Origin of the sequence: Sulfitobacter sp. HI0129 (assembly GCF_001635395.1) — a bacterium.
Classification (GTDB): domain Bacteria; phylum Pseudomonadota; class Alphaproteobacteria; order Rhodobacterales; family Rhodobacteraceae; genus Sulfitobacter.
Window position 1 is genome coordinate 1 of record NZ_LWGH01000018.1, and the last position, 814, is coordinate 814.

Below are 814 nucleotides of genomic sequence, written 5' to 3' on the forward strand. Positions count from 1 at the left end.
CGGCGGGCGGGGTGATGACCTGTGCGCGGATCGGGCGTCCCTTGTAGGTGATCGAGACCGAGACGATGGGGCGGTCCTTGCTCATCGTGGTATTGGCAGAGGAGGCGATCTGGTTGCCGAGGTCCCTGACCTGAACGCCCGTCAGCCTTTGATCCAGCGCGCGCATGAAGTGATCGCCCTGGAATTCGCCCCAGCAGGTCCCGTCTGGATTGATGCAGATCTCGATGACATCGTCGCGGGCGGCGGCGTCGATCCTGTCGAGGGAGGTTTCGAGATAGCTCAGCGACATGGCCTCAGAATATCTCCAGATCGCGGTCGACCATGACGGTGACGCGGGCGCCCTGGTCGACATAGATGACGGGGCCGATGGAGAGGTAATCGCCAACGACGCTGTCCGTGGCATCTGCCAGATCATCGCCAACGTCTTCGAGAACGTCGGCGGCAGTCTCATCCTGAACCTCGGAGGCGGCGGCACTTGGCGCGGCCGAGATCAGCGAGATCAGGGCGGCCGACCCGAAACGCTCGGCGAAGCGTGTGTCTATGAGGCCGGTGACGCCAGAACGGCCCAGTTCATCACCTCCGAAGGAGCTGATCTGGACGGTCTGATTGTCAGGCAGGATGATCCGGTCCCAGGCGATCGTGACGCGGCGCTGCGCGATATCGACGCCAGCGCGGTAGCGCCCGATGAGACGCGATCCTCGGGGGATCAAGAGGCCCACGCCATCGACGCTGTAGACATCCTCGGACACCACGGCACGGGTCTGGCCGGGCAGGGAGCTGTCAAGGGCAGTTTCCATGACGGCCTGGATCATGG

Annotated in this window: 1 protein-coding gene and 1 pseudogene; both read right to left on the minus strand. The window is 63.9% G+C overall.

Going from position 1 to position 814, the window contains the following annotated elements; genetic code table 11:
* Positions 1 to 289: pseudogene (locus tag A3764_RS00250) on the minus strand (Flp pilus assembly complex ATPase component TadA); the annotation flags it as partial.
* Positions 290 to 293: 4 nt separating this feature from the next.
* Positions 294 to 814, minus strand: a 521-nt coding sequence (locus A3764_RS00255) for a TrbI/VirB10 family protein (protein ID WP_150122007.1), incomplete at its 5' end; no start/stop codon positions are given.